This window comes from Halorubrum rubrum (assembly GCF_024494685.1).
GTDB classification, from domain to species: domain Archaea; phylum Halobacteriota; class Halobacteria; order Halobacteriales; family Haloferacaceae; genus Halorubrum; species Halorubrum rubrum.
The window spans coordinates 1-12,395 of record NZ_JANHDM010000011.1; the positions used below are offsets into that span (position 1 = coordinate 1).

The 12,395-nt window shown below is 64.5% G+C and carries 12 protein-coding genes; 8 read left to right on the plus strand and 4 right to left on the minus strand.

The genetic code is table 11. The features are described 5' to 3' along the window. Window positions 1–79: 79 nt before the first annotated feature. The gene (locus tag NO889_RS12145; RefSeq protein ID WP_256412513.1) at window positions 80–313 is read right to left on the minus strand and encodes a hypothetical protein; all 234 of its coding nucleotides are present in this window, start codon (window positions 311–313) and stop codon (window positions 80–82) included. Window positions 314–504: 191 nt separating this feature from the next. Here NO889_RS12145 and NO889_RS12150 point away from each other — a divergent pair, with 191 nt between their 5' ends. The 3 genes from NO889_RS12150 to NO889_RS12160 all read left to right on the plus strand — a co-directional run bounded on the left by NO889_RS12150 (window position 505) and on the right by NO889_RS12160 (window position 4,292). Then, window positions 505–1,677, plus strand: a complete 1,173-nt coding sequence (locus NO889_RS12150; RefSeq protein ID WP_256412514.1) for a PD-(D/E)XK nuclease domain-containing protein — start codon at window positions 505–507, stop codon at window positions 1,675–1,677. A gap of 224 nt (window positions 1,678–1,901) precedes the next feature. Further along, entirely contained in the window at window positions 1,902–3,368 is a 1,467-nt protein-coding gene (locus NO889_RS12155; protein WP_256412515.1) for an amidohydrolase family protein, read from the plus strand. A 6-nt stretch (window positions 3,369–3,374) separates the two neighbouring features. After that, window positions 3,375–4,292 carry an alpha/beta fold hydrolase gene (locus NO889_RS12160; protein WP_256412516.1) on the plus strand — a complete coding sequence of 306 codons (918 nt, stop codon included), beginning with the start codon at window positions 3,375–3,377 and terminating at the stop codon, window positions 4,290–4,292. A gap of 44 nt (window positions 4,293–4,336) precedes the next feature. On the opposite strand, the gene NO889_RS12165 is transcribed toward NO889_RS12160, so the two are convergent. Further along, window positions 4,337–6,523, minus strand: a complete 2,187-nt coding sequence (locus NO889_RS12165) for a heavy metal translocating P-type ATPase (RefSeq protein WP_379787713.1) — start codon at window positions 6,521–6,523, stop codon at window positions 4,337–4,339. Window positions 6,524–6,528: 5 nt separating this feature from the next. Beyond that, window positions 6,529–6,879 (minus strand): SHOCT domain-containing protein, encoded by a 351-nt coding sequence (locus tag NO889_RS12170; protein ID WP_256412517.1) that lies wholly within the window; start codon window positions 6,877–6,879, stop codon window positions 6,529–6,531. Between the two features lie 323 nt (window positions 6,880–7,202). On the opposite strand from NO889_RS12170, the gene NO889_RS12175 reads away from it, so the two are divergent. The 4 genes from NO889_RS12175 (at window position 7,203) to NO889_RS12190 (ending at window position 10,649) form a co-directional block, all read left to right on the plus strand. After that, the gene (locus tag NO889_RS12175) at window positions 7,203–7,622 is read left to right on the plus strand and encodes a cobalamin B12-binding domain-containing protein (RefSeq protein WP_256412518.1); all 420 of its coding nucleotides are present in this window, start codon (window positions 7,203–7,205) and stop codon (window positions 7,620–7,622) included. Further along, window positions 7,623–8,783, plus strand: coding sequence for a methylmalonyl Co-A mutase-associated GTPase MeaB (gene meaB / locus NO889_RS12180; RefSeq protein WP_256412519.1), 1,161 nt, complete (start codon window positions 7,623–7,625; stop codon window positions 8,781–8,783). A 73-nt stretch (window positions 8,784–8,856) separates the two neighbouring features. Further along, complete coding sequence (locus NO889_RS12185) at window positions 8,857–9,810, plus strand: alpha/beta fold hydrolase (RefSeq protein ID WP_256412520.1); 954 nt, start codon at window positions 8,857–8,859, stop codon at window positions 9,808–9,810. A gap of 89 nt (window positions 9,811–9,899) precedes the next feature. Continuing rightward, entirely contained in the window at window positions 9,900–10,649 is a 750-nt protein-coding gene (locus NO889_RS12190) for a response regulator (protein ID WP_256412521.1), read from the plus strand. A 12-nt stretch (window positions 10,650–10,661) separates the two neighbouring features. Here the strand turns inward: NO889_RS12190 and NO889_RS12195 are convergent, their stop codons facing one another. After that, complete coding sequence (locus NO889_RS12195; protein WP_256412522.1) at window positions 10,662–11,180, minus strand: DUF4442 domain-containing protein; 519 nt, start codon at window positions 11,178–11,180, stop codon at window positions 10,662–10,664. Window positions 11,181–11,335: 155 nt separating this feature from the next. On the opposite strand from NO889_RS12195, the gene ncsA reads away from it, so the two are divergent. After that, on the plus strand, window positions 11,336–12,364 hold the full coding sequence (gene ncsA, locus NO889_RS12200; protein ID WP_256412523.1) for a tRNA 2-thiolation protein NcsA: 1,029 nt from the start codon (window positions 11,336–11,338) through the stop codon (window positions 12,362–12,364). Window positions 12,365–12,395 lie beyond the last annotated feature (31 nt).

Genomic DNA, 12,395 nt, shown 5'->3' on the forward strand with positions numbered 1-12,395 from the left:
TGATTTAGCCTTCGCCACCGTAACACGCGTGAAGAGACGGATTTCGGATGTCACACCGATCCGTCTCTTCGCTTTCTACCTAGATAACGGAGTCGTCGGCTTCGCGTCTAGCGAAACTACAGAGCCCAATCTTCAGGTACTCCCTCACAACATCGATGTCGACCTCGTCTTCAACACCGTACTCTTCGACGAGCTTGGGAGCGACCTCGTCGGTTTTGTCGAACAGTTTGTCGATCAGCGCACGACTGATTCCATGAACTGTGGCCAGCGTGTCTTTGCCGTCCTCGCTGGAGTCGAACTTGGGCCCTCGCATATGGCGCCGACGTCACTGGCTTCGGATAAATGCCGGCCCACTCACCGGAAGTTCCAAATGATCCGTAGGTCTGCGTACGTAGCATCCGCGAGCGGAGCAAGCGAGGATATCCAAGGTGAAAGAGGTCGTACTGGGCGTCTCAAAGAAACATTTGGTATTATACCTACTGCTGATAATTACACGACAATCCGATGCAGATACGCAGTAATGGAGTGGAGGAATCCGATTTCAATCTTTCAGACGTTAAGGTGGATTCTTGGAGGCGTCGAGGGACAGTCGACCTCGATAATGATTTGTTAATAGTAGACCTTGATTTTTCGAACAGTTCTACTGACTCGGCTAGTGGGAATACAGTTAATTCGCTCTGGAGGATTCGAGAGGGAGTTGATGGATTCCTCCGCTCGGATGGCACAGTAATTGCCCTTGTCGACAAAACGTTCCATCTCTCTGGTGAGTCCTATGGGGACAGTTACGGGATTTATACCAGTAATATATTCACAGAGCTGGGGATTCAGTTACATCCAGTCAATTTCCGCGAGTACGGTTGCCAATCAGTCGTTGAGAACGAGAGTCTTGACGGGTACCTTAAGATTGCGAACACTACGAGTACTTACCTCAAATTCGAGGATCACGACTTTGACGAGGGTACGGAGTTAGTTCGACGTGGCGAATATGGGAAACCCGGTGGAGTTGCGTTCCGGTCAATAGACGGCACTGGGAATGGTAGTCTCATCATCCTTCCACGCCCTCACCACATTGGTGCTAGACCGCAGCAATGGCTGAAATTACTGATTGAAAGTTGTCTCCCCTACTTCCCAAAGCATCTTCAAGAAGAATTCACGCCAGAGGAGTCCACCACAAAGGAAACACAATCTTCGTCATCAAGCGGGGAGTCTCAGTTTTCTCCATCGGTGTATGATAGGCTCACCCAACTCTGCGAGCGGTTTCCGAAGGTCGCTGAAAAACTCACTAATCGTTACGGAGACAAAGAACCACTGCAGATGGAGGATGAACACGACGTACAAGACCTGTTTTATGCACTACTCAAGATAGATTTTGACGACATACGTGCCGAAGAACATTCCCCAAGTCATGCAGGAAGTGGGTCACGAGTTGATTTCGTTCTCAAGGAGGAAGACATCGGCATAGAGATCAAATACGCCAAGGAACACACTCAAGAAAAGCGTCTGAAGAACCAGTTGGCTGAAGATAAAGAACAGTACGGTCAGCATCCGAACTGTGACGAATTAATCTGCTTCATTTACGATCCTGAACATATAATCAGCAATCCTCTAGGATTTGAGAAGGATATGACGGGGAGAACCCACGACTTAGACACAACCGTCATTATATCACCTAAGTGACTCAATCTCCATCTCTATACACTCCTTAGAAGTACGGAATGCTGAGTCTGGTCGAACTCGTTCTGATAATCGCCATCATCGCCACGATGTCCGGCCTCCGCTGGGGCTTTTAACACCGAATTCGCCGAACGACACTCGTTCTTCACTTCGTCCCATCGCTCCAACAGGGTCTCCCCGGAGTACTACCGACAACTTTGACGCGGTTGCCGCTTCAGGGAGGACATATGGCTGTTGACACCGCTATCTCTGATGCGCTTGTTCTCACGGTCGACGAGCGCAACCGTCTGTACGAGCGTGGGACGGTGCTCATCGACAACGGTCGTATCACGGAGGTGCGAAAGTCCGAGGACGGCGATGGGGAGATCGAAGCCACGCACACGATCGACGGCGACGGAAAACTGGTGATGCCGGGGCTAGTCAACGCCCACACCCACCTCGAACTGACGCCGCTAATCGGTGCGTTCAGCGATCTCGACCTGCTGGAGATGATGGGCAGTATGACGGCCATCTATGGCCGTCTTGGCGAGGGTGACTTCGACTATCTGGTCGGGGCGGGGTACGAACTTGCCGCTCTGAATTTCCTCCTCGGGGGCGTCACGACGATCAACTCGATGGATGTCCGGCCGAGTGCGGGCGCGGAGACGTTCGGCGAAGCGGGCCTCCGCGGCTTCTTCGGCCCGACAATCACGGATCTGTTCTGGGACGTCCCCGTCGACGAGCAGTTCGACCGCGCTCGAACGTTCATCGACGAGTACCACGATACCTACGACGGCCGGATCCGGGCGACGATCTGCCCGCACGATGACTGGTCGTGTACGCGCGACCTCTGGGAGCGCACGGCCGATCTCGCGGCCGAGTATCCCGACCTGCTCGTCCACACCCACTTACTGGAACTCGAGGAGAGCAACACGATGGCGCGGGCGAACGGCGGCGAGGACTCGCTCGATCTGCTCGATGACGTCGGATTGCTCGACGACCGGCTGGTTGCGGCGCACTTCCGCGTCGCCGACGAGGCGGACATCGAGCGAACTGCCGCGGCGGACGCGTCCGTGGCACACTGCCCGTCGGTGTTCTGCTACTGGAACCCGGACGCCGAGATGCAGTGGACGCCCGTCCCCGAACTGCGAGAGGCGAATGTCGACGTCGGGCTGGGTATCGACGATCACTACTGGCACGACTCCTACAGCATGTTCGGCGAGGCCCGACAGGCCCGTCTGGCGGCCAACGTCAAGCGGACGACCGGCCAGTTCTCCTCGATGGAACTGGTGCGGATGCTGACGATCGACGGGGCTCGTGCGCTGGGTGTCGGCGACGAAATCGGAAGCATCGAACCGGGCAAGCGGGCGGACATCATCCTCCTCGACGTGGACAAGCCGAAGTTCACGCCGCTGACAAACGTGCCTGCCCACGTCGTGAACAACGCCGCACCAGCCGATGTGGAGACGGTCATCGTCGACGGAGAAGTCGTGATGCAAGGTGGGGTACCGGAGACGATGGAGGCCGACACGGTACAGCAGCGCGTGGAGGGGGCAGTCAAACGCTTTGCCGACGAGACGGGGTGGGAACTGGACATTGGAGGCGGTGAACCACCGGGGTCGGTCGAGACGATCCGAGACCTCCCCAAGCGTGGGCCCGCCCGCCTGCTCTCCCGTCTTGCCCTCCAATCGGCGCGTGACAAGTTCCCCTTCTGATCGACCATGTCCACGTCACCGTTTCCTCCCGGGTACGTCCGGTTCGATGACGTCCGAACCTCGATGCCGGAACCACGCCGGGTGCAGGTTTCCGAATCGGTCGCATTAGAGACGATACACGTGGATGGGTCGGATCCAGCAGTCGTGTTCGTTCACGGCGGTCTCGGCTCGCTGTGGAACCCCTATCCGCAACTGAACGCATTCGAGGGCGAGCAGGAGCTGGTGACGTATTCGCTGGCCGGAAACGGCAACTCCACGACGCGTCCCGAGCAGTCGCTCACCGGGCACGTCACCGACCTCCGAGATCTGCTCGATGCGCTTGACGTCGACCGACCAATCGTCCACGGCCACAGTTACGGCACCGCCATCGCGCTCGAATACGCCAAACGCCATCCGACGGCTGGCCTCGTACTCCACGCAGGGGGTGATCACGACCTCACACCGGCGTGGGAGAAACCGCTGTTACGGCTGTTCCTCGCGCTTCGACTGTATCACCTGCCTGCGAACGACGCGCTCATCCGTCAACTGGCCTACAGCGTCGGCTTTCATGAGGAGACAGCCGAGGCCGTCGTCGAGGATTTCCTGCAATCAAATCCCTTGCCGCGCCGCCGCTCGGCGTGGACGACTGTGACCGAGGCGTTCTGGGGCTACGATGGACGCTCCGATACCGAGCGGAGCGACGTGCCCGCGCTCGTCATCCACGGCCCTGCCGATGGGATCGTCCCGGTCGGTGCGGCACGTAGGACTGCGCGTCGGCTTCCTAACGGCGTGTTCTGCCGGATGGAGCGCACCGGTCACGTCGCGATGATCGAACGCCCGTCTGCGTACAATCGTCTTCTCCGGGCACTCCTCGCGGCAATCGAAGGTGACCGTGATCTCGAATCGGCGGTTCGTGATCGGCTTGGCGAGTATACTAGCGACTAGTCGTCTATTCCCACGGATGTGGGTTCTCGAAGGGGCATCACAACCTACGCCGTGATATCGGCCCGACGCAGGAGTTGCGCGTTGACCGCGACGATGACCGTACTCGCCGACATGAGGACGGCCCCGACTGCGGGCGAAAGCAAGATCCCGATCGGGGCGAGGATTCCCGCAGCGAGCGGGAGAGCGAAGACATTGTAGCCGGCGGCCCACACGAGATTCTCCTGCATCTTCCGGTAGCTCTTCCGGCTGAGGCGGACGAGACTCACGACGTCTCGAGGGTCGTTCTCGACGAGGACGACGTCCGCTGACTCGACAGCCACGTCGGTTCCCGATCCGATTGCGATGCCGACGTCCGCACGCGTCAGCGCGGGGGCGTCGTTCACGCCGTCACCGACCATCGCAACCAGTTGATCCTGCTCCTGTAGCTCGACGATTTTCTTGTCTTTGTCCTCCGGGAGAACTTCGGCGAAGTAGGTGTCGATGCCGAGTTCCTCGGACACGGCACGAGCGACATCTTCGGAGTCGCCGGTCAACATCGCCACTTCGATCCCCATCTCGTGGAGGGCGTCGATTGCCTCGCGGCTTTCGTCGCGGATCACGTCCGCGAGTGCGACTGCACCGACAGCCTCGTTGTCACGCAGCAGGTAGACGACTCCCTGCCCCCGGGAACCGGCCTCGTCTGCGAAGGCGGTCAGGCTGTCGCCGGGATCGATATCGAGATGCCGCAAGAGATTCGGCCCGCCGACGTAGACCGTCGTTCCCTGCTGGACGGCGCTGGACTCGCCAGTACCCACTGAGATGTCGGTTTCGACAGTGGCACGGACACCCCGTCCCTCGAGGGCCTCGAACTCTCGCGTGGATGGGACGGACAAGCCACGGTCGTGTGCCTCCTCTCGAATCGCCGTGGCGATCATGTGTTCTGAATCGCCCTCCGCGGCGGCCATGAGCGTGAGCACGTCGTCCTCGTTCCAGCCGTCCGTCGTCGCGATGTCGACGATGCCCTGTTCACCTTTTGTGAGGGTTCCCGTTTTGTCGAAGACTATGGTGTCGAGGTTGCGGGCCTCCTCCATCGCGATCCGGTCGCGGACGAGCATCCCGTTGCGGGCGGCCAGCGAGGTGTTGATCGCGACGACCAGCGGGACTGCGAGTCCGAGCGCGTGCGGGCACGCGATCACCAGCACGGTGACGACCCGTTCGACCACAGACAGGCCGAACCCCTCGGCGAGGCCCCACGCGATCGCGGTCATCGCCGCGACGCCGAGCGCCGCGTAGAAGAGCCAGCCCGCGGCACGGTCAGCGAGTACCTGCGTTCGCGACTTGCTCTGTTGGGCTTCGTCGACCAACCGCATAATCCCCGACAGTGTCGTCTCCTCGCCGGTCGCGGTCACGCGAACGCGGAGGCTGCCGCTCTGATTGGTCGTGCCGCCGATCACCTCGTCGCCGGGCGTCTTCTCGACCGGTTTCGATTCGCCGGTGACCATCGCCTCGTTGACGTTCGATTCGCCCTCCTCGACGACGCCGTCGGCCGGGACGTTTGCCCCGGGTCGGACGAGTACCAGATCGCCCTCGGAGAGATCGACGACGGAGACCTCCTCGGTATCTCCGGATTCGTCGATCCGCTCTGCGGTGGCGGGCATCAGGTCGGCGAGTTCGTCGAGCGCCCCCGAGGCCCGGCGGACGCTCCGCATCTCGATCCAGTGACCCAGCAGGAAGATGACGACCAGCGTGACCAGCTCCCAGAAGAATGGTTCGCCGATGTCGAAGGCGATGGCGGCGAGACTGTAGACGAAGGCGACGGTGATCGCCAGCGAGATGAGCAACATCATTCCGGGCTCGCGGTTTCTGGCTTCGACCGCGCCCATCCGGAGGAAGGGGACGCCGCCGTACGCGAAGATAACTACTCCGAGGACAGGGCCGACGAACTCGCTGCCGGCAAACTGGATAGCGGTGTACCCGAACCAGCCCTGCAGCATCGAACTGTAGTAGAGGACGGGCAATGCGAGCAGGAAGCAGACGACGAATCGGCGCTTGAACATCTGCTCGTGGCCGGAGTGGTCGACCATTCCGCCGTGGTCGTGTCCACCGCCCCCGTGGTGGCCTTCGTGAGACGACGCCTCCTCGTCGGATTCATCTCGATAACACTCGCAAACGCGACAGCACGGACACTCGCGGTCGGTCGGCTTCTCACGGTGGGACGCGTGTTCGTCGTGGTGGTCGTGACGGTCGGACATATCGGTTAGTCCTCCCGTCGTAGTCGCTCACGTCGTGTTTCGAACTCCTCGTCGGATAGCTCACCTCGGGCGTAGGCGACCCGCAGTTCTTCGAGCGCGGCGTCCTCACTTTGACCGCCTGTTCGGCGAATCCCTCGGTACAGGAGGTATCCGAGCCCGAGAGCGACGATCAGGACGATCAACCACATCAGGAGCAATATCCATCCAGCTCCGCCCCACATTCCCACGTCACCCATGTGGCCCCATCCCCACATCCCCATAGCGGGCATCATAACTGCCATCAAGAGGAACGGCACGAGGAGAACGACCGCGACGATGATGAGGAGGACTCGGAGGAGCTGCTCATTTGAAGACATATGCTAACTCTTCTCCCAGCGAGCATAAAATACTGTCCGGGGCTCCGGAAAACCGATAGTTGCATCTGATCAATCATCCCTGCCTCCTCAATAGTGGTCACCGACACTGCTGCTGTTAGAAATTAGTAATCACAACAGATCGGGCCGAGTAGTTGTAGTAGTCGTCCTTTCCGCTCATTTGCTCCCCGTAGGCCCGCGGACGGTTTATCGGCGTCGTTCGGGAGCGATCGCGGGGTTCGACGGGCCGGCCGCGTCCTCGAACGCGACCGGACCGACCCGACACGGCCGGTAGAATCAAACGGTCACGCGTGTCAGGTTTCGGTATGAGCGTCGAAGGGACGGAACGGACCGTCCGCTGTCTGGTCGCGAAGGTCGGGCTCGACGGCCACGATCGGGGCGCACACGTGATCGCGAGGGCGTTCCGTGACGCGGGCTTCGAAGTGGTCTACTCGGGGCTCCACCGCGCGCCGGAGGAGATCGTCCAGGCGGCAGTCCAGGAGGACGTCGACGTCCTCGGCATCTCGATCCTCTCGGGGGCGCACAACACCCTCGTGCCGAAGGTCATCGACGGGCTCAAAGAGTACGGCGCGTTCGAGGACACCCTGATCCTCGTCGGCGGGATAATCCCCGAGGACGACGTGGCCGAACTGAAGGAGCTCGGCGTCGCGGAGGTGTTCGGACCGGGGACGCCGATGTCGGAGACGGTCGAGTTCGTCCGGAACAACGCCCCGGAGCGCGGGTAGATGCCAGGGCCGGACGCGAACGGGGGGACGGGACCGGATCGCGAGCGGTCCGCGTCCCCCGAGGGACGGGTCGAACTCCGCGACCGGGACGTCGAACTCCTCGAGGGCCTCCTCGCCGGGGACCACCGCGCGCTCGCCCGCGTCATCACCCGGATCGAGGAGCGCGATCCGGGGTACCGCGGGCTCGTCTCGGCGCTGTACGACCACGCGGGCGGGGCGGACGTGATCGGCGTGACGGGCGCGCCGGGCGCGGGGAAGTCCACGCTCGTCGACAAGCTCGCGGCGGCCTACCGCGACCGGGGAGACACGGTCGGCGTCGTCGCCGTCGACCCCTCCTCGCCGTACTCCGGCGGCGCGGTGCTCGGCGACCGGATCCGAATGGCCTCGAACGTCGGCGACATGGACGTGTTCTTCCGGTCGATGAGCGCGCGCGGCCAGCTCGGCGGGCTCTCGATGGCGACCGCGGACGCGGTGACGGCGCTCGACGCCTTCGGGAAGGACGTGATCGTGATCGAGACCGTGGGGGCCGGACAGAACGAGGTCGACGTGGTCCGCACCGCGGACACCGTCGCCGTCCTCGTCCAGCCCGGATCCGGCGACGACGTCCAGACGCTGAAGGCCGGAATCTTGGAGATCGGCGACGTCTTCGTCGTCAACAAGGCCGACATGGACGGCGCGGAACGCGCCCTCGCGGAGTTGGAGGAGATGGTCCATCGGCGCGACGGCTCCGCGGGTCCTCGCGGAACCGGCCACCACGGTCCACGGAAGCCGACCGACGCGTCGGGAGGGGCCGGCGCTCCCGACCCGAACGGAGCCGACGACGACGCCTCCGAGTGGACCCCCGAGGTGTTGGAGACCGTCGCCGATACCGGCGAGGGCGTCGAGGAGCTGATCGCCGTGTTCGACGCCCACGCAGCGTACCTGCGGGAGTCGGGAGAACTGACCCGCGCGCGGCGGCGACGGTACGCAGAGGAGATCCGGACGCTGGTGCGCGCCGACGTCGGCGCGCTCGCGTCCGAGGCGATCGAGCGTCGCGGCGGGATCGAGGCGCTCGCCGACCGCGTTCGGCGGAAGGAGGCGGACCCGTACGGCCTCGCAGCCGAGATCGTCGACCCGCTCGCGACGTGTCTCGAGGACCGCGACGACCCGGCCGACGAGTAGGCGGCGGCAGGGGGGCCGGTTCGCGGGCTGCGACTCCACGTGTTATAAGTCGCCGGCGAACCAACGGGATTCCATGAGACTCAGGAACCTCGCCGGAACGGTCCTCCTCGGCGTCGGCGCGCTGGCGGCGACGAACGCCGGACTCCGCTACGAGGGCGATCTCGAATCGCCGCTCGTCGGCGACGACGGCACCTTCCGCTGGCGCGGCATGGACGTCGCGTACACCGAGGGCGGCGATCCCGAGGACCCCGACCTCGTGCTCCTCCACGGGATCAACGCCGCCGGTTCCTCGGGCGAGTGGCGCGAGACCTTCGGCGACCTCACCGCCGACTACCACGTCGTCGCGCCCGACCTGCCGGGATACGGCCGGTCCGACCGCCCGCCGCTCCGGTACTCCGCGGCGCTGTACGAGGACTTCGTCGGCGACTTCCTCGCCGAGTTCGACGAGCCCGCCGTGGTCGCCTCGTCGCTGTCGGCGGCGTACGCGGCCGGGGCGATCGCGGGCGACGCGGCGAGGGAAGACCTCGGGGTGAGCGGCTTCGTCGGCGTCTGTCCCACGGCCGTCGCCGGGCCGAGCCCGCCGAAGTCCTGGCTCCGGGAGCTGATCCGGTCACCGCTCGTCGGCTCGGCGGTCTTCAACCTGATCGCCTCGAAACCCTCCATCCGGTATTTCAACGCCGACCACGGCTACTACGATCCCGAGAATCCAACGGAGGAGTGGGTCGACTACGAGTGGCGGACCAGCCACGTCGAGAACGCGCGCTTCGCGCCGGCGTCGTTCGTCTCGGGGTACCTCAACAGCGACGTCGACCTGGCAGCCGCGCTCGCCGACCTCGAGGTGCCGACGACCATCGTTTGGGGCCGCGAGGCCGAGGTGAGCCCGCTGTCGGACGGCCGCGAACTCGCGGACGCCTCGGGCGCGCGGCTCGTCGTCTTCGACCGCGCCGCGCTGTTGCCCCACGTCGAACACCCGAACCGCTTCCTCGAGACCGTTCGCGAGAGCCTCGTCGCGGGCGCGACTGCCTGACGGGTCGTTCCTTCTCCCGCCCCGGCCGCCGCTATCAGAACTGAATAGCGGGGAGCAAACGATTTAGGTCGCCTCGGCGGAGGCGGAGTATGACCGATGACCCGTTTCGTGTGCTCTGTGTCGACGACGAACCCGGACTCGCGGAGCTCGTCGTGGCGTACCTCGAGCGCGACGACGGGTTCGACTGCGAGACGGCCGTCGAGACCGACCCGAACGCGGCGCTCGAGCGGATCCGCTCGGAGGCGTTCGACTGCGTCGTCACCGACTACGACATGCCCGCCCGAACCGGCGTCGAACTCCTCGCGTCGGCCCGCGAGACGCATCCTGAGCTTCCGTTCCTGCTGTTCTCGGCGACGGAGCCCGACGAGATCGCGGCCGAGATGGTCCGCGTCGGCGTCACCGACTACGTGGGCAAGGGCGGCGGCAGCGAGGCGTACACGACGCTCATCCGTCGGGTCGAACACGCGATGGACGACGACGAGGAGAGAGACGACGGGTTCGACGCGGGCGGAGTCTCCCTCGACGGCGTCTGTACGGTCGGGCCGGACGGGACTTTCGAGTACGTCTGTGAGGAGTACGGCGAGCTGTACGGCTACGACCCCGACGACCTGGTCGGCGAGCGCTGGCAGCGGCTCCACCCCGACGAGGCGGTCGAACACATCCGGACCGACGTGCTCCCGGCCGTAATGGAGGGCGACCGGTGGACCGGACGGAGCACGGGGCTGCGGGCGGACGGGAGCACGTTCCCGGAGTCGAAGATGGTGAGCACGACGAGCGACGGCCGCCTCCTGATCTCGGTGTCGGAGTACGGCGGATCGGGCGTCCGCGCCGGCGACTGAGCCGGAGCCGGCTCACCCGTCGCGGCGCACGTACAGGGTCTTCCGACAGGTCGCGTGGACGGTGCCCGCCTCGTCGACGAGCGAGACCTCGTACTCGCGGTCGGTCGACTCCCCCGGCGCGAGCGCCCCACGGAGCGTCCCGGTCTCGTCCGGCGCGAGTTCGAACTCCGCGTACAGCGTGTCTCGGCCGGGTTCGACGAACTCGATCGCGGCCGACTTGTCCCAGACGGTGAACCCGTCGCCGAGGATCCGCCGGAGCATGGTCATGTACACCGGGTCGAGCGCGCCGTAGAGGCTCCCGCCGAAGGTCACGCCGAGCCCGTTCCGCGTCCGCCAGTTGAACGGGACCCGCACGCGGACGTACCGCCACGCCGCGCCGATGTGCTCGACCCGCCCGCCGGTCCCGCGGTAGGCGGGGAGCAGGTTGAACGCGTGCCGCCACAGGCGGGTCCGGAGGCTCTCGGCCGGCGGATCCGGGTCGAGCGGCCGCGGCTCCGGGTCGCGGTCGATCCCGGTCGGGGAATCACTCACGTCCACCCCGGCCGTCCGCGCCGACAAACCGCTATCGGAACGCGAAACAACGCGCGTCCGGTTGCCGCGAGGCGTCACGGTCCGCGGGGGCGATCCGAGCGGCGACCCGCGAGCGCCCGAAACCGGTATCCCCGCGCGTCCGCAACCGGACACCGATGGAGTGTGACAAGTGCGGGGCCGACGCGATCCACCACGCCGCCTACTCGGGGGCGCACCTCTGTGGCGAGCACCTCTGTCGCTCGGTGGAAAAGCGCGTGAAACGCCGGGTACGGGAGGACGGACTGCTCGACCCCGACGCGACCCCCGAGGACCCGGACCGGTGGGTGATCGGGCTCTCGGGCGGGAAGGACAGCGTGGTCCTCACACACGTCCTCGAGGAGGTGTTCGGGCGAGACCCGCGCGTCGAGATGCTCGCGCTCACGATCCACGAGGGGATCGAGGGGTACCGCGACGAGAGCCTCGACGCCTGCGTCGAACTCGCCGAGGCCCGCTCGATCCGCCACGAGATCGTCTCCTACGACGACGAGTTCGGCGTCCGCATGGACGACGTGGCCGAGACGGACCCGGAGAACATGGCCCCGTGTGCGTACTGCGGGGTGTTCCGCCGGGACGTCCTGGAGCGGTACGCCGAGGAGTTCGGCGCGGACAAGCTCCTCACCGGCCACAACCTCGACGACGAGGCCCAGACCGCGCTGATGAACTTCCTCGAGGGCGACGTCCGGCAGGTCGCGAAACACTTCGACGCCTCGCTCGGCCCCTTCGACGAGCGCGGCGAGACCGACGCGTTCGTCCCGCGCGCCAAGCCGCTGCGGGACGTGCCCGAAAAGGAGGTCGCGCTCTACTGTCACGTCCGGGACCTCCCGGTCCACATGGCCGAGTGCCCCCACGCCGCCGAGGCGTATCGCGGCGAGATCCAGTCCGTGATCCACGACCTCGAGGAGAACCACCCCGGCACGCGCCACTCGATCATGGCCGGCTACGAGGAGCTATCGGGGATCACGGCGGAGCGGTATCGAGACGGCGAGGGCGACGAAGGGAACGCAGAAGACGGATCCGGAAACGGGGCCGACCGCGGCGGCAACGACGACCGATCGCTGCGCGAGTGTACGCGTTGCGGCTCGACGACCAGCCGCGAGGTGTGCCGGAAGTGCCGGCTGCTCGATTCGATCGAGGCGGCGTCGTAACTCGTGGGAGCGGGTCGACGAGCGCGAAAAA

Excerpts from the sequence above, each read along its gene's own strand:
- NO889_RS12145 (WP_256412513.1), bottom strand. The coding sequence starts at position 313 with ATGCGAGGGCCCAAGTTCGACTCCAGCGAGGACGGCAAAGACACGCTG.
- NO889_RS12150 (WP_256412514.1), top strand. The coding sequence starts at position 505 with ATGCAGATACGCAGTAATGGAGTGGAGGAATCCGATTTCAATCTTTCA.
- NO889_RS12155 (WP_256412515.1), top strand. The coding sequence starts at position 1,902 with ATGGCTGTTGACACCGCTATCTCTGATGCGCTTGTTCTCACGGTCGAC.
- NO889_RS12160 (WP_256412516.1), top strand. The coding sequence starts at position 3,375 with ATGTCCACGTCACCGTTTCCTCCCGGGTACGTCCGGTTCGATGACGTC.
- NO889_RS12165 (WP_379787713.1), bottom strand. The coding sequence starts at position 6,523 with ATGTCCGACCGTCACGACCACCACGACGAACACGCGTCCCACCGTGAG.
- NO889_RS12170 (WP_256412517.1), bottom strand. The coding sequence starts at position 6,879 with ATGTCTTCAAATGAGCAGCTCCTCCGAGTCCTCCTCATCATCGTCGCG.
- NO889_RS12175 (WP_256412518.1), top strand. The coding sequence starts at position 7,203 with ATGAGCGTCGAAGGGACGGAACGGACCGTCCGCTGTCTGGTCGCGAAG.
- meaB (WP_256412519.1), top strand. The coding sequence starts at position 7,623 with ATGCCAGGGCCGGACGCGAACGGGGGGACGGGACCGGATCGCGAGCGG.
- NO889_RS12185 (WP_256412520.1), top strand. The coding sequence starts at position 8,857 with ATGAGACTCAGGAACCTCGCCGGAACGGTCCTCCTCGGCGTCGGCGCG.
- NO889_RS12190 (WP_256412521.1), top strand. The coding sequence starts at position 9,900 with ATGACCGATGACCCGTTTCGTGTGCTCTGTGTCGACGACGAACCCGGA.
- ncsA (WP_256412523.1), top strand. The coding sequence starts at position 11,336 with ATGGAGTGTGACAAGTGCGGGGCCGACGCGATCCACCACGCCGCCTAC.